The organism is Ferruginibacter sp. (assembly GCF_014377975.1).
Taxonomy (GTDB): domain Bacteria; phylum Bacteroidota; class Bacteroidia; order Chitinophagales; family Chitinophagaceae; genus Ferruginibacter.
Window position 1 is genome coordinate 59,153 of sequence record NZ_JACMOO010000171.1, and the last position, 21,963, is coordinate 81,115.

Genomic DNA, 21,963 nt, shown 5'->3' on the forward strand with positions numbered 1-21,963 from the left:
CTTTTTGATTAACTGCTGCTGTTGCGCATCCAAAAACTGCATGTAAATATTTGCAATAATCAACCCGAAAAAATATTTATAACCCAAATATTTTAAAACCATTTATCTTAAAAATCAATTTCTAATTTGACACACACTTTATTACCGGTACCCGATGGCAGTGTTAATATTTCTCCTTCTTTTACAGGAACACCAAAATTGGGCGAGCCATCTTTGTTCCAGGTAAACAGTTGGGCACGGGGAGAGCGAAAACCGCCACAACCCTGACCAGGCTTTGAATTTGCGTGATATAATATATAATCCTCTTTAGCATCCGGCGACTTGAAGAATGAATTATGACCAGGTGCATACACCCTGTTTTCGATTGATTGTTTGAATACCGGCTGCAGTGACTTTTTCCAGGAGGCCGGATTCAACGGATCGCTTTTGGCACTTGCTGTAAGCATACCCAGGGCATAAGAATCTGTCCAGCACCCACTGGCTGAATAGATGAGAAAAAGCTGATTTGCATGTGCCAGTACTTCGGGTCCTTCGTTTACATTTACCTGCGGTGGGTTATTAGCATCATGCAATGCGCCGATGGTTTCCCAAGGCAATTCAGGGCTTGATAATTTTACCCTTACACCAATAACCGTCCAGGGATTTTTCATTTTGGCGATGTATATATTTTGCTGGCCGTTTACATCTGCTTCCCAACCCGACCAGATAAAATACAATTGCTTGTTGTGTTGAAACAAAGAACCATCAATACTCCATTTATCATCCGGCGTAGCCAGTTTGCCTTTCAGTATCCACTTCCCTTTTAACGGATCAGCCGAACTGTTTTGCAATACCCAAAGCCGGTGATTTATATTTTTACCACTGTCTGCCGCAAAATAAATATACCATTTGCCTTGTAAAAAATGAATTTCAGGTGCCCACAATTCTTTGGAATATGGCCCGGTTGCCGGCGGGGTAAATACCACTTTTTTCTCCGCAGTTTTTAACCGGGCAATATTATCGGTTTTCCAAATGGTAATATTGCGGCCTGTTGTGTTGGTGTAATAATAAAAGCCATCTTTATAAATGCACCATGGGTCGGCACCGCCGGGCAGTAGCGGATTGCTAAAAGTTTTTTGTGTCTGTGCAAAAACAATGGTTAACAAACAACAAAAAAGTATCGTACTAAATATAAGGTGCTTTATTATTTTCATACCTGTAATATTATAATTAGCAATCCATTATTTTTTCTGAATTTTTATACAGATTGGTTGTATAAACTTTCCGTTGTTGCCGTACAGTAGATGGAAAAGATAACTAATTGTATGAATAAGGAAAATATTGCGTTTTTACCGCCGTAGCAGGTGTCCACATTGGACAATTCTTCATAACAGGCAATAACATTTTACCGCCGTGGCCGGTGTCCCCACCGGACACTTCTTATTACCAGGCCACTTAATTTTACCGGAAAAAATAATTGATTTTTTATTATTCACTCCATTCTCCCTGCAATATCTACCGCCGTGGCCGGTGTCCCTACCGGACACTTCTTATTACCAGGCCACTTAATTTTACCGGAAAAAATAATTGATTTTTTTAACACGACTATCCCAGCAATATTCACCATTGGCCATTTAGTTAGTTCACCACCGGAAACGAAGATATTCTTAACCTCGCTGCTCCCATGGGCACCAGTTCTATCGGCTGCTCTTTTGTTGAAACCGATACCGGACTTTGCGGCAACACATCACACAAACCATATTTATCCAGCACCCATTCCGGAATAATTTTTCCAGTTGCTTTTAATACAAATGGCACGGCATCCTGGGTAAAAGGAAAATCATCGGCAGGCCATGGTTTTTTAATCAATTTAAACTGGCTTTCCAGTGGCTGATCATTTAGTACCAGTCCATAGTTCCACATAGTGGTTGGATAAATTTCGTAAGCAGGCCATTGGGTCTGATCTACATTTTCCTGCCATTTGGAATCACCGATGGCAGATTTTTTACTGTCCATCTGTTTATACGATTCTCCAATTTTTAAAGAAAAAGTGAGTGGTCCATAATTGATGCTTACACTGTTCCTGTTATTACTCCAGTCTTCTTTTTTTAACAGCATTGGCAATACCAGTTCTACCACATCGCCCTGTTTCCATTTTGTTTCAAGCCTTGCATAAGAACCTGGCACCAATTCAGTTTTTTGATCAACACCATTAATTTTAATAGTAGCTCCGTTGCACCAGTTTGGTATGCGTAAATACAATGGAAAATTTATTGCAGTACCGGTATTGATTTCAATTTTTATATTTTCATCAAACGGATAATGGGTGGTTTGTTTAAGGCCAACGGCATTGCCTTTGCCACTGCCAACTTTAACGGATACTTCACTGCTATTGTACAGGATAGCAGCGACGCCATTATCAGGTGTGGCCATCCATAAATGTTCTGCATAATAAGGCCAGCCCTGTGAATGATTGTGCTGGCAACAGCGGCTGCTAAAAGGATTCATCATTAAAAACGGACCTTCATTTTGTAATCCCGGTGCATGGTTGCGGCTATCACTCACTACCATGTTAGGGGCTGTTAAATAACGGAGGCCTTTAAAGTCGGCCATTACTGCCGCAGGATATGTATTGAAAGCAACATTCTCGCAATTGTCCGCCCACATGGGGTCTCCGGTGATGCCGGTTAATATTTCATCCGAAGCCATCTGCTCTACCATGCCACAGGTTTCCACTGCCTGCCTGGGATCATCATATCCCTTTCTGGCATTTTCATCCGCACCAAACATGCCACCCGGCACCTGGCCATACAATGTTCTTACCAGGTAAAAATCTTTGTAAGTATCTCTTAAAAAGCTGCTGTCTTTGGTCTGCATAAAATAAGTTGCCGGCTCCCTGAAACATTGGGCAATATTTACATTGTGCCAATTGGGTAAATTATTTTTCTGTGACCAGTCTGCGGTATTGCGATGAATTTTATCTGCCAGGGATAACAACCAGTTTTCGCCGGTGCGGTTATACAACCAGTAAATGCTGTACAAATTATCGCCGCCCCGGCTGTTTTCCCAATAAATTTTAAGTAATTTATTATCGGGTATGGTTGTTTGCCACTTAAAATAGTGAGTCATAAAAGGAATAACACGGGCATCGTTACTGTATTCATAATAAGATTGCATACACCAAAGCATCAGCATATTGGGCCAAAGGTCGGGTGTTTGACCTTTGTTATCCTGGTGTTCATTTTCAACAACACGTGGACCAAAATATCCGTCGGGCTGCTGGCTTTCAAATACTTTGTTTAACCACAATTTTGTTTCGCTGATAATTTTTTCATCTTTCAACACATACCCAAGATTGCCGTATCCTTTCAACCAGTAAGGCACTTCTTCCCAGCCATGTCCGCCTTTACCGTTGCCGCTAAACCAGGCATTGTCTTTTTTATCAAGCCAGGCGCTGATCTCTCCCAGCTTTCCCGTGAGGCCATTTTTTTGCAACTCCAGGTATTTCTTTATCCAGCCTTCTGGCTTAATAGAACCTACCGGCAGCTTTATAAAGCTAAGTGGCTGCAGCGGCAATCTGTTACTGGTGTAAAATTTATTTACGGCAACCGTAGACGGACGTTTAACATTGGTAACCTTAGCCTGACCATTGGCTGAAACGGCAGCCAACACAATCATTGCTGTTAAGCAAACGCTATAACCAACAGCCTTTTTTATTTTATTCATAGCCTCCATACATTTTATTTTTTATCTATTTTAATATGCCCTTTAATCATCCACACTTCAGTTGCACCCAAAGCAAAAGCATTGGTAGAAGTCAATGCTATAATGGTATTATCGTCCAGTATACACAATGAATTCCACAAGCCACTTTTGTCTACCGGCACATCAAAGGGAATAGTTTTGCCTGCAAAGTTTTTTCCTTTTGCATCCCCCACCACCACATTCATACAGGCATTCGTCCAGTTTTTATTTCTGCCTTCCGTTGACTGATACGATAAAATAGTTTCACCCGTTGTTAATTGCCTTAAATACGGAGCGCCTGCATAAATATCATTGCTCAACTTTTCTTTGAGTGCACGGTTGCGGTTATCGCCTTTGCCGTTATTCAATGTACGCCAATTATCCTTTAATGAAGCTCTTATGATGGAAGGTTTAAACTGGCCCACAACATTGTCCTCGATTGAGCAAAGAATTTCATTTTTATCTATTGATAAAACAGGTACCGGCATGCCGTCTCTTTTACCAGAACGAAAGCTAACAATCTGAGGTTGTGTTGTCCATGTTAACCCGTTATCGTGTGAACGGAAAATTGAAATATTTTGCTCATTACTGTTGGTATAAACACCTTCGTTGCTAAAAAATAATTGTACCTCACCGCCAGGTAATTGTATTTGTGCAGGTTCCCAGCATCCATCTTCAAATTTAGAACCTGCCTCATACAATAAACGTTCATCCGTCCAGGTTAATCCGCCGTTATAACTTTTTTTTGTGCGGATACCAAAATACCGGGTACTGTCAATGGGCGATGGACGTGGATTGTAGGACACCAGTAAAGAATGGTCATTTAATTCTAAAATTTCAGGAACTGCCATATTGATTCCGTTTTGACGGGTGGCAATAATTACCGGAGCCGACCATGTATTTCCTTTGTCGCCACTTTTTATACATTCTATACTACCGCCACTAACTTCATATACACAAATCAATGTTTTATCGTACAACTGAATCATCCGGGGATAACCACAGTAACCAATGCCACGGCCATTTTGAGGTGCCAGGCGTTGTTTGGAAGAAGCTTCCCAAACAATTGTAATTCCAGGTAACGATTCAACCCTTTTTACGGTTCTTTTATAAGTGCTTTTAACATTAACCAGCTTTTTGTTACATGCAGGGGAAACAAAAGATATTAGTATTAAAAAAAAGATGCCCGTTTGGTATGGTTGAAACATGCGCTTAATTTTATTACTATTGAATATTTTTTTTGTTTGGATATAAATTTTTATGGCAGTGAGATTATAAATATTCACGGTGGTTTCTATTGCTGGATTGCCTGCAGATTAAATCCGGTTCTAAAATTAATTTACGCGGATTCAAATCATAGCCATTGGTATTTTGCATAGATTCAAAAAATAAGTTGGCTGCCTCTTCGCCCATGCGGACCGTTTGCTGGTTTACAGTAGACAGGGATGGCGTGATGTATCCGGCAAATGGTTCGTTGGCAAAACCAACGACGGCAATTTCTTCAGGAATAATTTTGCCCGCCGCTTTGATGGCCTGCATGGCTCCCAGTGCTGTAAAATCTTCTACCGCAAAAACCCCATCCGGTATTTTTGAAAGCGATAACAATTTGTGCATGCATTCCCTGCCGGAATCGATACTGACTTTACCATACAAAATCAAATCGTCATCCACCGGAAAACCATGTACATTCAGCGCATCTATATAACCCTTTAACCGTTGATTAAAAATACTTACATGTTGCTGACCGCCTATATGAGCAATCCGTTTACAACCCTGGCTTATCAGATGTTTGGTGGCCTCAAATGCCCCACGATAGTCATCTACCACAACGGAAGATACCCCAAGATTATCGATGCCTCTGTCAAACAGTACCAGTGGCACACCTCTTTTTTTTATTTCGATGTAGTGATCCAGATTTATGGTTTCCTTTGAAATAGAGGCGAGTATTCCATCTACCTGCGATTGTAAAAAAGTTTGCACACCTCTTTTTTCGTATTCATAAGATTCGTTCGATTGATAAATCAACACATTGTAGTTGTGTTCGTTCGCTATTTTCTCAATACCGTGTACCACAGAACCAAAAAAATTTATTTCTGCACTGGGGATAATTACACCAATAATTTTTGATTTACCAAGACGAAGCGACGATGCGATTTTGTTGGGCTGGTATTTTAATCTGACAGCTGTTTCCCGGACAGCCTGTTTGGTAGATTCTTTAATTGCAGGATGATTGCTGAGGGCACGGGAAACTGTAGCGGCGGTAATATTTAATTCGCGTGCAATATCCATCAGCGTTATTTTTAAAATATTTTCACCCATGATGCACTTATTAACGTTGGCTTTAAAAGCAACCTGATGTAGAAACAACAGGTTTTACGATTGCTCATATAAAAAAATTTAGCAGTTTATTTACTGCATGCCGTTCAGTTTCTTTATTAAATTCACCTCATCTTCCCGGTAAGGCGTGCCATCCTTTTTAAAAATATCATGGAACCATTCTATGGGTTGGCTGCCATCCGGAGTAGGAGTATCCCATGCATAAATGGTGTTTGTTTTTCCATCTGCAAAACCCCAGTTAATGGCACCTACATTTTCTTTTTGCAGCATCGGCATCACCGTAGCAAAACGGCTGTTGCGGGTACGGGCCATATACTCAGTACAAATCAACGGCCTGCCATTTGCTTTTAACACCTGCACCACTTGCTTGTGTAAAGATGCTTCCTGGTAATCGTGATATGTAATCACATCAGAATTCTTTAATTGAAATGCATTTAGTTTCTCAAGATTCCAGGCCCACAATCCTGCAGATACCGGCTGATCGGGGTTTACTTCCCTTGACCATTGAAATATTTTTGTAAGCAATGGCAGGGAAGAATCGCCTTTGCCATTGTTGCCAGGTTCATTGTACAAATCCCACAATAAAATTCTTTTGTCATGCCCAAAACTGGTGAGTACATCTTTTACATATTTTTCCAGCGAAGGAAAAATAGTGGTATCCGCAGAAGCAGGCTGGCCGGGATCCTGCATCCACCCGGAATTATGAATACCTGTTTTTACGGCTGGTTGTCTGCCGGCCAAGGGTTCCTTATTCCAGCAGTCGTCGAAGAAAACAAAAATGGGTTCAATGTGGTGTTTAGCTGAAATAGATAAAAACTGATCAACGCGTTTTTTAAATCCACCGGGGTCTTGTTTCCATGCGATGGAATGTAAAAATACCCGCATGGTATTAAAGCCAATACTTTCGGCCCAGCTCAATTCCTTATCAATGGTAGCAGGATCGAATGTATCTGCCTGCCACATTTCCAGCTGATTGATGGCAGTAGCCGGGATATAGTTGGCACCCGTAAGCCACTTGTGTTGGCCATACCAGGTATTGGCTTTTTCTGCCGTCCAAACAGTTCCGGGTGCCGGAACATTGTTTACCTGTTTTTTATTTTTTTGCGCCTGTAAGCTGATTGTAAATAACAACAAAAAAAGAAAACAATAATTTTTATTCCTGATGAGCATGTTAGATATTTAAATGAATTAATTTGAGATTACTGATTTGTCTTTTTTGCTGGTATAAATTATTTATTTTTAAATTTCATCTCCAGAACTTTCATAAAATAACCGCCCACAACGCTTCTTGCCTGAAAACCTACCATCTTGCCATCGGTCGTTTCATGCCAGTCGCTGATGGGCACCCTGGAGGTTGTTTGTGTTGCGTATTTATAGATAGGGTCTGCCAGCGCATGAAAATCTTTTTGATCCGCTGCCAGTACGGATGTCCATATCACCCAATCTGATTTGGTGTAGGTTTTTCTGCTATCTAAAGGCAACCCAAATTCATTTTGTTTAGTGAGGTAATATTTTACTTCCTTTTGATATACCTCTTTTGGGAAATAATTTAATTTTAGCACCTTGTCCCAAACCAAATTATATTTCTGGCTCCAGGTATTTTTATCGTTAAAAGTTAAGGAATAATGATCGCCGTCTGCGGCCATGCTCATCCATTTTGTTACCATATCTTTTGTAATGCTGCGGTACTTTGCAGCGATGTTCAGCTCGCCTGCTTTCTCTGCTATTTGTACATATCCACCCAATGCAACAATGGCTTTCATGGACAGATTGGCATTGCGTGCAAGGTGGCCTGCAAAATCATCGGTGCACAATTGCAGTGCAGGGTCAATACCTTCCTTACTTAAATAACCGGCCCATACAGCCAGTGTTTTCCAATGTTTTTTTGCATATGCTGCATTGCCTTCCGCTTTGCAAACAGCAGCAGTAAGCACCATCATATTGCCACATTCTTCTACCGGCATATCTTCACCATAGGTTTGCCCGTTGGCGATGGGATAGGTTCCCAAATCGTGTGAGGGAAAGGGTTTTGGCCATTTACCACTTTCGCTGTAATAAAATATTCCGTTTAACATGCCTTCAAACAATTGCGGATTGTAGGCAAGATATAAAGGCGACGAAGGATAGGTAACATCTACTGTATTGATTGAACCGTTGCTAAAATTTTCTTTTGACAAAAACAACAATTCACCTTGCGGGCTTTTAACCAGTTTATGTGCAGCAATGCTTTGGCGGTACGCCAGCTCACATAATTTTGCATAGTCTTCGCCACCCGCTTTAACCGCATCGCTGTGAATCATTTTATTAACAGCATCACATTTTTGCAGTGTTGCCTTGTAATCAGCAGCGGCCTGCGACAATAGTTGTTCAAACTTTACAGTACCGCTTTGATTCCAGTAAGGACGCAGATTGGTTTTAAAATATTGTATGGAATACAAATCATCGTAGCCCAATAATATCAGTTGTTCTTTAGAGGTGGTGCCTACTTTACCCATACTTACAATGGTATTTAGCAGCAGATGTTTTCCGTTGTTTAACTTACCTGCCCCTGGGTTAAATAAATTTGATACGTCGCCATCTTCCGATACAGATTGTTTTACTCCCGGACCGGAGGGTACTGCTACATACATATACCCCCAGTCAATGCGCAGGTCATCACCTTTTTTTTGTAACACAGGCTGTTCAACGGTTCCAGCTTTTAATATAGATAAGCTTCCCGATTTATATTGCTGCGTGGCCATCGCTTGTGCAGGACTATTTGCCGCTATATCTGTGGAAGCACCAAAATACAACTGAACATCATGCAGCGCACCATCCGTTGATTTCACTATGGTGCTGATATAGGAAACAGGCCTTGCCAGGATGGTAAGGTTATTGATCAGCAATGGCGAAGTAAACGTAAGTAAGAGATTTATTTTGCCGCAGGTAAAGTTGTACACGGTTTGTGTAGCGTTTAATTTTACACTGTTTTGCATGGCCGTTTGTATTGAATTGCCGGTGGCAGCCTTTGGTTCTTCAACAATACCTGCATCCAGCATGGCGCCGCCTACATTGTTGATTACATGTATGGCTAAAACATTACCGTCTTTTTTTAATTTACTTTTTGTTGCGTCTGTAATGGGCAGATAAATATATTTGTTGGTCCAACCTATTTTTTTGTAAACAAGTTCATCATTTAAATAGGCTTCTACATCATCATCATGACTTAATTTTAAAAACAGGTTATTTAAGTTTAAATCGTTCACCGAAAACGTTCTTCTCATCCAGATATTTTTTGAAAGCCATTTAGTTTTTACTATGCTTTCATTGTCACCAAAAGGAGCGATGCCTTTTTTCCACTTACTGTCATTAAAGCCAGTAGTCATCCATTCTTCAGCAGGTTTATCTTCGGTATAAACGGCTTCATAATTTACTTCGTCACTGGCAGGCAGAATGGTTTTGTATACTTTACCAGCATTCCCCAAAAAACGATAAGTTTCGCCATCTACTTTTATCATTCCAATTAAAGAATGATCGGCATCCGTCCAGTGTTTTGTGGGCGAAGCTGTTAATTCATCCGTGGTTGACCAGATGCTGAAATACGGATCATGCGTAATTAAAGGATAGGCAGGCGCTTTACTGCTCTGTGCAAAAACTACCCAGGCATTCAAAATAAAAAAACACGATACAATCAATTTCTTCATGATACAATAATTTATTTTTAGTTGGCTTTTATGGACAAAATCTTTCATTTTAAATTTTAGTTTTCAGCGTGTGTAAGCCTGGTATTGAGCGCTCTCAATTTGTCTACAGGCATTTTAATTACTTTTCTGTCGTAGGTAATAAATCCATTTATTTCTCCTTCCACATCCGTAGTTTGAGTGTACACCGCCGCTGATAACCCTTTTTCAATCAGTGCAGGTATATTGTTAATTAACTCCGTATATCTTGTAAGTAATGCGTCATTATTTTTAAAACTCTGGTAGCCCCAGTTATTTTTTGTTTGCCAGGTATGGCCTTCAACCGGTAACCCAAGACCTCCAAATTCACCCAGTACCAATATTCTTTTTGTACCAAATAATTCGGGGTCCGGCATTAGCGGCTCAGGATAATTGTGCAGGTCGATGATGGGACCAACATCCACAAAGTTGCCGCCACTTGCAGTATTCACCAGCCGGCTTGGATCTTTTTGCATTGTCCATTCAACAATCTCTTTTGTTTTAAACTGGCCCCAGGCTTCGTTAAAAGGTACCCATACTACTATGCAGGGAAAGTTGTGCAGGTCCTGCATAATCTCGTTCCATTCGGTACGGTATATTTTTTCCGATTCCGGCGTACGATCTTTATCTGTTGCCCTGCCGTAAACACCCGGACGGTTTTCCCATTCGTTACCAAGGTCACCGGTAGGCATATCCTGCCATACCAACATGCCTAATTTATCGCAGTAATTGTACCACCTGGCACTTTCCGTTTTTGTGTGCTTGCGAATTAAATTGAAACCCATTTCTTTTGTCTTCTTAATATCAAATTTCAGGGCTTCATCTGTTGGTGCCGTGTACAATCCATCCGGCCACCAGCCCTGGTCGAGCGGACCAAACTGAAATACAAATTCGTTGTTCAGTAACATTCTCTGAATACCATTTTTATCAGCCTTCATGGAAATTTTGCGCATGGCGAAATAAGATTTCACTTCATCTATCTTTTTACCATTGCGCATCAGCGTAATGGTGAGGTCGTATAAAAAAGGACTGTTGGGCGACCACAGCTGAGGATTAGCGATCAACACTGTTGCGGTACTACCGGACTGCAATTTTTGTTCAGCAATTTTTTCACTGCCTTTAAATGCACTTACCATTATTTCATCGCCGGCTTGCATGCTTTCTACATTTGCTTCCACCTGCAAAGACTGTTTATCTAGATCCGGCGTTTGCTTTGTACTGCTGATGTATGTTTTGGGAACTGCCTCCAGCCAAACTGTTTGCCAGATGCCTGTTACAGGCGTATACCAGATACCATTGGGATTTCTTATCTGCTTGCCCCTTGGCTGCGGACCTTCATCGGTTGGATCCCATACCCGGATGGAGATTTGCTGACTGCCTTTTTTTGTAATGGCATTGGTGATGTCAAAACTAAACGGATCATAACCGCCCTGGTGTTGGCCTACATGCGTTCCGTTTATATATACGTCGCATTGCCAGTCAACCGCGCCAAACTGCAGCAATACTTTATTATTTTTAAAATTGGCGGGAAGTACAATACTTTTTTGATACCACAACACGCTGTCTTTACCAACAGTTTTACCAACGCCTGACAATGCCGATTCTACCGCAAACGGTACCACAATTTTTCCGGCAAAGGAAGCTGGTATTGTTTGCTGTGTTTTTGGCAGAATGTTGTACTGCCAAAAGCCATTTAAATTAAGCCAGTTGGTTCTTACCATTTGCGGCCGAGGATATTCTTGCAGGGGTTTTGCGGGATCTACCTTTTCGGCCCATGGCGTAACAATTTTATCCCCTGCAATCTTCCAGTCGTTTTGGGCTAACGTTCTGCAGCTTACAAGCACAACAAAAAAGAGCAATGTAATTTTTTTCATTCGATGGTTAAATTTAATCAGGCACCGGTCTTTTAACCGGCATCCTTGACAATGGTAAAAAAAAGGCCATTTAGCCAGCTGCTAAATGGTCCATAATATCTTATTTTTTGAAGTTAATCATAAATACGTTTCAAGCTATATTTTTCTGTATTCTGCTTTTTAGAAAGACGGCAATATTTTTTGGGTGTCACAACAAACAGCATTTAAATTCTTTAAAAAGTAATTTTTTGAACAGGAGAAAAAATTCTGTCTTCCACTCCGGAGATTTTTAAACCGATGCGTGCATACACATAATTTTGAGTGGGAACGATCGCCGGGATTGCCACACTCAGACTTACATTGTTTACATCAACAATTGCAGATCCATCCAAACTTGTACTCGCAATATTATTATCCCCTTCTGAAACAAACTGGGTTTTATTGATGTACAATTTTACATTTTCAATATCCTTTGCATGGGCATCGGTTATTATTTTTTCTATTTTAAAGCTACCGGTAACTTTTCCGGAAGCGGCTGCCAGCTGAGGTGTGCGGATCAGGTAATAAGGCATTACTTCAAGGTCGAGTGTTTGGTTGCCCTTCAGGTTAACGATTAATGTATCCGGATCACCTGCTGCATTTTGCTTCCAGATAAAAGGTCCCTGACCATTGGGAATAATCAGCTTGTATTGCCCGTCAAAAAGCAAGGACGAATAAGAGCCGTCTTGCTCAAATGTTTGTGTAATGGCGCCCACCTTTCCAAAACCGTCCTGGTATAACTGGTAAGGTACCTGGTTATTTTCAAGTTGTAAAGCTTCGCCTTTATAAACCACTTTGCCACTTAAAGTTGTAGCAGGCGGTTTATAATTATCTTTTTTACAAGACAGTAACATTGCAGCAATTGCCAATGTTAGTATATAATTATATTTAATGGCCATGATCTGTTTATTTAAAATTGAAAACTATTGGTTGGGTTGTTTAACGATTTTTGGATTGGCTGATCTTACATTGTCATCAATGAAAGAATAGTAATTGCCAAAAAGAAATTTATTGGCTCCTGTAACTGCCGATGGCAACACAATACTATACACCCATTTACCATTGTCGGGGCTGGCCGGATTGTAATATTTATATGGCCATAACCCGTAAGGCTGTGTATTCTTTTTTGTAGACGACCCAATATTTGTTACCAGGTCAGCTTCTGTCATTTTAGTACCATCCCAAACAATATGGGCCAGTCTCCATCTTTTAAGATCATATAAAATGTGCCCTTCAAAAGCCAGCTCTACCCTGCGTTCGTGTACAATTCTGTCAAATGTAATTTGAGCAGGGGTTAAGGGTACTATTAAGCCTGCCCTTGCTCTTACCTGGTTCATATAATCGGCAGCAACTGCAGTTTGCCCCAGTTCAAAAGCAGCTTCCGCAGCGTTTAGTAAAACTTCTGCGTAGCGGTATTTTATAAAGGCAACCCCGCTGCCGGTACCCCTTGAACCTGCACCGGGCGTAGGATCCAGGTATTTGCGTATATAAAATCCTGACTGTGTTCTAAATTCATTGCCATTATAAGGACCGTCTTTACCCAACACCTGTACAGCGGTGGAAGTACCAGGTAACGGCAGTAATTTACTGGCGTCCTGGGTAGTAAAAATTGAACCATCCGCTAGTTTATAACCAGCCCAGATATCAAGAGGTTGCCCTTTAAAAGAACTGCCCGGCAAAATAACCGTACCTGCAAGCCTTGCATCGCGGCCAGCAAAAATATCTGTTTGACTGGTATAGTAAATTGGAACACCTGAACCATTTGTTGCAGGGATGGGTGCAAAACTATTGTCTGCTTTTTCAAAAGCCTCTACAAGGTTTAGGGAAGGATTTAAACGGCCTGCATCGCCATTGCCAGATTCTTCCCCTGATGAAAAGGGTTGGTTGTTAACTGTAAAACCGTGTGTTTTTCCACTCTTGGGTTTGTAATCTTCTACCAAAATGGCTTCATTGTTTGTTGCATCTTTATCTAAGAACAGGGCTGCAAAATTTTCGGATAAATCGGGTTTGTTTTTATACAGAGAATAAGCTCCTGCATTACCGTTTATAATTTCCTGTGCTGCCGCCAACGCAGTTGTATAGTAAGCAGTTTCCTTACCCGGGCTGATGCCTACTTCGCCACCAGGCAGGGTAACCAGCGGTGTTGCAGCACCGTATTTAGCGATGGAACCGGCATACAGGGCGGCCCTTGCTTCCATGGCCAACGCCGCACCTTTTGTAGCTCTTGATTTATCGCCCGACTTCAAGGGTAATGCATCTTTGATTGCTTGTGCTTCGCTGATTACAAAATCATAAATATCCGATTCTTTTGCTCTTGCCTGCTGAAGATACGAGGGGTCGCCATTGAAATCATATTGAAGCGGTGTAAGTATCAGCGGAATACCCCCCATTCTTTTTACCATTTCAAAATAAAAATTAGCCCTTAAAAAACGCCCCTCTGCCAAAAACCTCGCTTTATCTTGTTCAGACAATGCAGTAGCCGCACTATCCCTTTGAATAAATAAGTTAAGCTCACGGATATAATGATAATTATCAAACCAATTTACGCCCCACTCTCCATAGCCCCATCCTGTTCTTTGCACCAGGTAATTACTACCCGTTTCTGATGGATAACTTTCACTAAAATCTGCAAACGATCTCCAGCCTCCGTGAAAATCTGAAAATTCCAGCTGACGGCTGTAAAGATCGGCCAGAATGGATACCACCTGTGCCGGATCTGAAAAAGCCTGTTCGTTTGTAAGCAACGAAGTAGATGGCACGTTTAAAAAATCACTATCTTTTTTGCATCCTCCTAAACCAATCAGAAATGCCAAAAGTATAATTGCAATAATATTTTTCATTTGATCGATTTTTAAATTTTATAAAGAAATATGAAACCCTATGTTAACAAATTTATTCTGCGGAAACTGAAGCCCGTTGTCGTCCGTTACTTCCGGATCAATCCCGTAAGATTTCAGGTTGTCAATAGAGAAAAGATTATAGGTATTTACATAAAATCTGGCACCTTGAATTTTAATTTTATTAATTAGTTTATTGGGTATAGTATAACCAAGTTCCATCGTTCTTGCACGCAGGTATTTAACGCTGTGCAGCCAAAAAGTAGAGTTCCACTGGTTACCGTCAGGTCCGCCATAATCGCTGTGGCCATGGCCTGGATTGATTCTGTTGGCAGGATATTTACCCGGCACCCATGCACTGTTTACATCAAACAAATCAGTTCTGTGCCACCTGTCTTCAAAAATTGAATTTAAGTTTCCATTATTTTGAAAAGCCCATCTTGTTTCCCAGTTTTGAAACCAGGTATAACCTGCGCCACCGGAAAAGTCAGCATGAAAATCAAAGTTTTTATAATTAAGTCCAAGCGAAAAACCAAAGTTTACATTGGGTTGTGTGCCATAACCAAAACCAATAGGCCGCTCATCGTACCCATCAATTTTACCATCGTTGTTTTGATCTTTATAAATCAGGTCGCCGGGAATTAAAGTGCGGTTACCTTTGCCATCAATATTTACTTTATAGTTATTTATTTCCTCCTGCGATTTAAACTGTCCTATTGTTTCATATCCCCAGTCCATGTGGGCATACCGGTTAACACCTGAGCTGCGGTATTGATCCCATGAGTTAAAAAAGCGTGGTTTATAAAAGTCGAGTGTTTTTGTACGTGCATAGCTAAAATTACCACCGATGGTATAATTTAAGTCTCCGGCCTTGCCTGCATAATTGATAGAAAATTCTCCGCCAAAACTTGCATCACTGTTAAGATTTTCATCCGGCAGATTGTAACCCAGTTCACTCGGAATAACCACATCTGATTTAGGGGCAAGTAAACCTGTACGTTTGCGGTAGAAATAATCTACAGAACCGGTAATTTTATTTTTTAATAAAACATAATCAAGTCCAATATCCGTAACCTTACTTTTTAACCACGAAATATTGGTAACCGGTACTCCCCGGTCTCTTGATCCCACAACGGCATTGTTATTAAATATTGATAAACCCTGATTATAATTGTATCCCTGCAAATAGGCGTATTCGCCCACGATGGGACTGTTTGGATCGTTGGGATTTCTGTCATCTCCTAAAACACCGTAAGAACCTCTGAATTTGAGATCGTTCACAAACGTTTGGTTACCCAGCAATCTTTTAATTAACGGTTCTTCTGTTACCCTCCATCCTGCTGAAATACCGGGAAAATAACCTACCCGTTTATCGGGCGCAAACAAATAGGATGCATCTCTTCTTGCAGATGCCTCCAGAAAATATCGGTTGGCAAAACTATAGGTAATGCGACCAATATACCCAACCCTTGCCTGGTATGCATCTTCATCATTGTAGGTATCTGCCGTTGGAAAATAAATCAATGGCAATGCATTGGTAGTAGGTGACGCATGCAGCCAGTTTCTCAGATAATGTCTTTTGATTCTTTCCGCTACAACCGTTGCCCCAATTGTATGATCGCCAAATTTATTATTGTAATTTAATTGAACCTGTGTATTTACATTTTCCTGTTTGCGCTGGTCACGTTCCCGCCATGGGTTAGAACTTCCATTGGTACGTTCGTAGATTTTTGTTACCGGGCGATATGTATATGCATCATAAGTATATTCGTGGTTGTTTAATAAATAATCTTCCAGGTAGTAGGAATAAACACCTTTTAACACCAATCCTTTCACTGCAGGTATCTGCCATTCAGCATCTACGTTGGTGGTAATGGCACGCCTGGCACTTTTGTATTTACCCGCTATTTTATAATTAAGAAATGCCCAATTGGCTTGAGTATGATCGCCATTGTCCTGCAGGTATTGCGGGTTATCGTTTGCGTAGGGTCTGTCCAAAGGCGTGTTTCTAATGATGGCAAATTTTGCCAGGAAATAATCGTCACCACCCGGCACACCAGGGTTTTCTACAATTTCAGATCTTCCATTTATCTGAACCCCTACTTTTAAACTTTTACTTATCTGGGCAGTTACATTGGACTGTATATTTGTGCGGTTATATTTATACTCCCTTCCCAAAACAGAATTTTGCGCCAGGTTTGTACCCGAAAGATAGTACCTCACTTTATCTGAACCACCAGTTAAATTCGCGTTCAAAGAAGTTTGCGGTGCATTTTTTTTGATGACAAAATCCGTCCAGTCAAAACTTCTGTAAGCGGGATCAGTACCGATTTTATATTTATCCAGTTCCGCCTGTGTTATTCCAGTGCTGCCAGAAGTATTTACCTCGGCTTCTGCACGGTAACGCATGTAATCGTACGAACTTTTTACTACCTGTGGAAACCTTGTCCAGTTTTGAGCACCGGTGTAAACATCTAAGTTTACCTTTGATTTATCATTTAATTTTCCTCTTTTAGTTGTAACCACCACCACACCGTTTGCAGCCCGTACACCATAAATAGCGGCCGAAGCATCTTTTAAAATGGTAATACTTTCCACATCATTTGGCGACAGGTTATCAAACTGGTTGATATCAGATTGTATGCCATCAATTACAAACAAGGGCGTACCCATATTGCGTATCTGAATGTTTGCTGTAGAACCTGGTCTTCCATCTGACATTCTGAAAGTTACACCCGGTAATTTACCCGCCAACCCTGTGCTAACGGTAGAACCACCGTGCACCCGATCCAGGTCTTTTGCATTAACGGTTGATATGGCGCCTGTTAAGGCCTGTTTGTTTTTTGTACCATAACCAATTACAATTACTTCATCCAGATCATTTTTAACCCTTGTTAACAGTACAGTAAAATCAGTTTTGGTACCCACTTTCATTGATTGGCTGACATAGCCTACTGTTGTAACAACAAGCGTAGACTTTGCATTTGCCACCTGTAGTGTAAACCTACCCTGCTCATTTGTAGTAGCAGCATTGGTGGTTCCTTTTTCTGTTATAGTAGATTGAGCCAGACCATTGCCGCTGCTGTCTTTTACAGTACCAGACACGGTAATACTACCCGTTTGCTGCGCAATGGCAACCGACGAAAAAAGACAGATAATAACAGAAAATAAAAGGGATTTTCTTTTTTTCCAGAAGCTGGATGCAGCCGGTGAAATCAACGGCACAGTTTGTTTGGTATAACATTTCATTAGCAAGAAATTGTTTCGTTAATAATGGTGTAATCGTTTACATAATTTACATGGATGGTGTCCATTTTTAAATTATGCTGTAAAATAAAAACATATTTTTGGGGCAGCTGATTCCTTACGTATCAGAATCTTTGCAAAATGTTACATTTTGTATTTCGTTTTATTATCTAATGTAAAATGCTTTTATTTAGAAACAATTATCGCCGGGATTGCATGCAATATTTTAAAAATAATACATTCCTTTTTATCTTTCTGTACATTGTTACATTCCTGCTTTTTAATGTAACCAGGGTGCAATCGCAGCCACATTTTTTTAGACATTACCAGGTGGAAAACGGCCTGTCCAACAATACCGTTTTTTCTAGTATGCAGGATAAAGATGGCTTCTTGTGGTTTGGTACAAAAGATGGACTGAACCGTTTTGACGGGTATCATTTTAAACATTTTACCATCAATGACGAAGGTCATAGCCTAACACCTGACATTATTTCCTGCATGCTCACTGATAACAAGGGAACTTTATTTATCGGGTGTCAAAAGGGATTGTATTATTTTGATAAACAAAAGGAATGTTTAGTCCGGTTGATAGATTCGCTGATCGTGATCAATGCCCTGCATATTGACAACGAGGGACAGCTGTGGTTTATATCAGGCGGAACTTTGTGCCGGTATAATTTAAACACAAAAAAGCTATACCAGTTTTCACCACAAAAATATTTTAATGCAATTTCTGTCTGCGCTGCTGATAACGGCGACGTTTGGGCCGCAACAGACGATGGCTTTTTGCAAAAATTTAATCCTGAAAAAAACAGCTTTACCGCTTACAATGTATTTTCGCATTCTCCACCGGTTGTTACCCGCTGGATTAAAAAGATACACAGCAACGGCCACAACGGTATTTTTGTTGGTACTTCAAGCCAGGGTATTAAAGAATTTGATATTGCTTCTGCCTCCTATAAAGACATTCTTACTTTTAACCCCGACAAAACAACTATTTATGTAAGAGACATCGAACGGTATTCACAAAATGAATATTGGTTTGCAACAGAGTCGGGCATCTTTATTTTTAATTCGCTCACTGGTAAATTTATTAATTTAAAAAAGAAATTTCTTGATCCCTACTCTCTTTCTGACAACGCTGTATATGATATTTTTAAAGACAGGGAAGGTGGCATGTGGGCAGGTACTTATTTTGGTGGCATCAACTATTATTCAAAGCAGTATGCCTCTTTCCAAAAATATTTTCCAGATAATTCCGGTAACTCCATCAGCGGAAGCGCCGTTCGGGAAATTTGTGCCGACCACAACGGCAATCTTTGGATTGGTACCGAAGACGCCGGATTGAATAAATTAAACCCGTTAACAGGAGCCATCACCCAATATAAGCCTTCCGGCGAAAGCAGCAGCATTGCTTACTTTAACATTCATGGCTTACTGGTATCGGGCAACAATTTATGGATTGGTACATTTGAGCATGGGTTGGATGTAATGGATATACCCAGTGGTAAAGTAAAAATACATTACAGCGCAGGCCCCGGCAAAAAAGAAATAAAGAATAATTTTGTGATTAGCCTGTTGCAAACCACTTCAGGAGAAATTTATGCAGGTACGGGAACCGCCTTGTACAAATTTGATAAAAAGTCCCATGGCTTTGATCCTGCCGCAGATATTCCGCAACATATTTTTGTATCCAGCCTGCTGGAAGACCGTGAAAAAAATGTTTGGGTAGGTACACATGGCAGCGGCGTTTTTTATTTTAACCCCGCAACAAAAAAAACTAAACATTTTGATAAAAATATTTCTGATCAAAACAGTCTTACAAATAATATTATCAATGCAATTTATGAAGATAGTCAGCAAAATATATGGATATCAACCGATGGTGGTGGCCTTTGCAAATTAAACAGGGATAGAAAAATATTTACTTCCTACACCACAAAAAATGGATTTCCAAGCAATTTTATATTTAAAGTACTTGAAGATAACGGAGGCCAGATATGGGTTACCACTTCAAGAGGGCTGGTAAATTTAAATCCGCAAAACAATCGTGTGATTGTGTATACAAAAAACAATGGTTTACTCAACGATCAGTTCAACTATAACTCTGGTTATAAAGATACTTCCGGTGCCCTTTATTTTGGCAGCACAAAAGGTATGATCCGTTTTAATCCCGGTGATTTCTTACAGACTATCATTGCACCACCGGTATTTATCACCAGCTTTCAGGTAGAAAATAAAGAACTTACGGTAGATGAAGACAGCTCTTTATTAAAACAGTCCATCATCTATACCAATAACATAACCCTGCCATATAACCGCTCTTCTTTCAATATCAACTTTGCAGCATTAAGTTTTATATCTCCAGAAATGACGGAGTATAAATATTTTATGGAAGGCATTGATAAAGACTGGACCATTGTAAAACCCAACCGTACCATTTACTTTACCAACCTTGCCCCGGGCAAATATGTTTTTACATTAAATGCAGGTATTAATGGTGTTTGGGGCAATACTGTAAAACAACTTACCATACATGTTACGCCGCCTTTTTGGGCTACCTGGTGGGCATGGATACTGTATATTTTTTTTGCAGTTGCCCTGTGTTATTACCTGTTAAGAACCTATCATATTATTATAGAAGACAAAAAAGAAAAAGAAATATATGAGGCCAAGATTGATTTTTTTACAAACGTGGCACATGAAATAAGAACGCCCCTGACATTAATAAAAGGCCCGGTTGAAAACCTGAGAGAAAAGATGGATGAACTGCCTTCCATAAAAGAAGATGTAATTGTAATGGAGCGAAATACCAACCGGTTAATTGCACTGGTAACACAGATACTCGACTTTAGAAAAACAGAAACCAAAAGTTTTAGCATTGATTTTGTAAAAGTGAATATCAGTGAATTGTTGCGGGAAGCTGCTTTAAATTTTTCAACTCTTGCAAAAAAAAGAAAACTGGAATACTCAATTAATATACCACCGGCCGAAGTATATGTTTATGCTGATGAAGAAGCGCTGACTAAAATTTTCAGCAACCTGTTTAACAACGCGGTAATTTATGCAGGTAAAAAAGTACAGGTAAGTTTATTGCCGCCACAAAATAATGAGCAGGAATTAACGATAGAATTTGCAAACGACGGCAATGCCATTCCGCAGGAAATGAAGGAAAAAATATTTGAGCCCTTTTACCGGTTAAAAGGAACAAACAAACAGCAGGGAACCGGCATTGGGCTTGCGCTTGCAAAATCCTTAACCGAATTACACAAAGGTAAATTGTACCTGAAGTACTCAACGGAAGGGATGAACATATTTGTATTTTGTTTACCTGCGAAAAATATGGAAAGCCTGCAAAAAAAAACAACCCAACTAAACGATTACTAAAACTATTTTATGCTGCCATTAATACTGATTGTAGATGACAACGAAGAAATACTTGAATTTCTTGAAAGAATATTAAATAATAAATACACCATACTAAAAGCGGAAGATGGAAAACAGGCTTTAAAAATACTGGAGACAGAAGCTGTTCAACTGGTGATCAGTGACGTTATGATGCCGGAGATGGATGGTTTTGAATTGTGTAAAAACATCAAATCACATTTTGAACATTCGCACATTCCGGTAATACTGCTTACGGCTAAAAATACAATCCAATCAAAAATAGAGGGATTGGAACTGGGTGCCGATGCGTATATTGATAAACCTTTTTCCAAAGAACACTTGCTGGCACAAATAGCCAGCCTGCTTGCCAACAGAAATATGATCAGGGAGTTTTTTGCCAGCTCTCCACTGGTACATATAAAAAGCATAGCACATTACAAATCGGATGAACGATTTTTAGAAACACTCAACGATACTATTTGCGCTAATATGGAAGATGCAGACCTTGCTGTAGAAAAACTTGCGAAGATTATGAATATGAGCCGCATTACATTGTACCGCAAAATAAAAGCCATCTCTGTATTAACACCCGTAGAAGTCATCAATATCACGCGGCTAAAAAAAGCGGCGGAATTGCTGGCAGCAGGCGATCATAAAATTTATGAAATAGCTGACCTGGTTGGTTTTAGCTCACAAAGTAATTTTGCGAGAAATTTTCAAAAGCAATTTAATATTACTCCCACAGAATACATGCATTCAAAACAATTGAAAAAAACAAAAATATAATGACCTGTTAATATAAAACCGGTACTGTTCCCTGCAGTATTTTTTACCACTGCCCGC

At 40.1% G+C, this 21,963-nt stretch carries 12 protein-coding genes; 2 read left to right on the forward strand and 10 right to left on the reverse strand.

Translation table 11 applies throughout. From position 1 onward, the window contains the following. Positions 1-107 precede the first annotated feature (107 nt). The 10 genes from H7254_RS09925 to H7254_RS09970 form a co-directional block, all read right to left on the reverse strand. Entirely contained in the window at positions 108-1,193 is a 1,086-nt protein-coding gene (locus H7254_RS09925) for a glycoside hydrolase family 43 protein (protein ID WP_301932818.1), read from the reverse strand. Positions 1,194-1,617: 424 nt separating this feature from the next. Continuing rightward, positions 1,618-3,705: a beta-L-arabinofuranosidase domain-containing protein gene (locus H7254_RS09930; protein ID WP_301932819.1), complete on the reverse strand. Its 2,088-nt coding sequence runs from the start codon at positions 3,703-3,705 to the stop codon at positions 1,618-1,620. Positions 3,706-3,719: 14 nt separating this feature from the next. Then, positions 3,720-4,931, reverse strand: coding sequence for a sialidase family protein (locus H7254_RS09935; protein WP_301932820.1), 1,212 nt, complete (start codon positions 4,929-4,931; stop codon positions 3,720-3,722). 64 nt (positions 4,932-4,995) lie between these two features. Beyond that, a complete protein-coding gene (locus H7254_RS09940) occupies positions 4,996-6,042 on the reverse strand; it encodes a LacI family DNA-binding transcriptional regulator (RefSeq protein WP_301932821.1) in 1,047 nt (348 codons plus the stop codon). A gap of 90 nt (positions 6,043-6,132) precedes the next feature. Continuing rightward, a complete protein-coding gene (locus H7254_RS09945; RefSeq protein ID WP_301932822.1) occupies positions 6,133-7,230 on the reverse strand; it encodes a cellulase family glycosylhydrolase in 1,098 nt (365 codons plus the stop codon). A 59-nt stretch (positions 7,231-7,289) separates the two neighbouring features. After that, a complete protein-coding gene (locus tag H7254_RS09950; RefSeq protein WP_301932823.1) occupies positions 7,290-9,743 on the reverse strand; it encodes a glutaminase family protein in 2,454 nt (817 codons plus the stop codon). Between the two features lie 56 nt (positions 9,744-9,799). Further along, positions 9,800-11,632, reverse strand: a complete 1,833-nt coding sequence (locus tag H7254_RS09955) for a glycoside hydrolase family 2 protein (RefSeq protein WP_301932824.1) — start codon at positions 11,630-11,632, stop codon at positions 9,800-9,802. A gap of 212 nt (positions 11,633-11,844) precedes the next feature. Next, a complete protein-coding gene (locus H7254_RS09960) occupies positions 11,845-12,549 on the reverse strand; it encodes a DUF3823 domain-containing protein (RefSeq protein ID WP_301932825.1) in 705 nt (234 codons plus the stop codon). Positions 12,550-12,573: 24 nt separating this feature from the next. After that, complete coding sequence (locus H7254_RS09965; protein WP_301932826.1) at positions 12,574-14,490, reverse strand: RagB/SusD family nutrient uptake outer membrane protein; 1,917 nt, start codon at positions 14,488-14,490, stop codon at positions 12,574-12,576. A gap of 18 nt (positions 14,491-14,508) precedes the next feature. After that, positions 14,509-17,736 carry a TonB-dependent receptor gene (locus H7254_RS09970; RefSeq protein WP_301932827.1) on the reverse strand — a complete coding sequence of 1,076 codons (3,228 nt, stop codon included), beginning with the start codon at positions 17,734-17,736 and terminating at the stop codon, positions 14,509-14,511. A gap of 177 nt (positions 17,737-17,913) precedes the next feature. On the opposite strand from H7254_RS09970, the gene H7254_RS09975 reads away from it, so the two are divergent. Next, on the forward strand, positions 17,914-21,120 hold the full coding sequence (locus H7254_RS09975; protein ID WP_301932828.1) for a sensor histidine kinase: 3,207 nt from the start codon (positions 17,914-17,916) through the stop codon (positions 21,118-21,120). A gap of 9 nt (positions 21,121-21,129) precedes the next feature. Continuing rightward, positions 21,130-21,906, forward strand: coding sequence for a response regulator (locus H7254_RS09980; RefSeq protein ID WP_301932829.1), 777 nt, complete (start codon positions 21,130-21,132; stop codon positions 21,904-21,906). The last annotated feature ends 57 nt before the right edge of the window (positions 21,907-21,963 follow it).